This window comes from Acidiphilium sp. PM (assembly GCF_000219295.1).
GTDB lineage: Bacteria > Pseudomonadota > Alphaproteobacteria > Acetobacterales > Acetobacteraceae > Acidiphilium > Acidiphilium multivorum.
Window position 1 is genome coordinate 1 of sequence record NZ_AFPR01000381.1, and the last position, 559, is coordinate 559.

Consider the following 559-nt stretch of genomic DNA (forward strand, 5'->3'; position numbering starts at 1 on the left):
CGCCAGCGCGCGTTCCGGCGCCGGATGTCCGAACCGCCCCACCGCGTCGCCCCGCCGCAGCGCCTCGGGCCCGATCAGCGTCGCCGCCATCCGGTTCGCCAGCCGCGCCGGATGGCGCTCCGCCGCGAAGCCCGGCGCGCGCGGGTCGCGATACCGCGCCGGGTCCCGCACGTCGAACCGGTTCAGCCGTTCCACATAGGCGGGCGGGCAGCTGTACCACGGCAGAAAGGGCTCGCCCGGCGCCAGCGGCACCCAGCCGACCGCGCCGCCGTTCAGCCCCACCCCCACCGAAATCCCCGGCGCCACGTTGAAGAACGCGACCAGCGCCGGCGCGTAGACCGGCGGGGCGCGCGGCGGCACCGGCACCGGCGCGGGCAGCCAGCCCCAGCGTCCATGCCTGTGCAGCCAGCGGCCGTAATGGAACGGCGCGAAGCCCCAGGGCGCGTCGTCGATCCAGGTCCAGCCCCAGGGCGGCACATAGGCCCAGTGCCCGTGCCGGTACGGCGCCCAGCCGGGCCCGACCCGCGGATACCAGATCGCGCCATAATCCGGCACGTCA

The 559-nt window shown here is 76.2% G+C and carries 1 protein-coding gene; it reads right to left on the reverse strand.

The annotated features are described in order from the left end of the window. The coding region (locus APM_RS12890; RefSeq protein ID WP_039888622.1) for a DUF6600 domain-containing protein at positions 1-559 on the reverse strand (559 nt) is incomplete at both ends.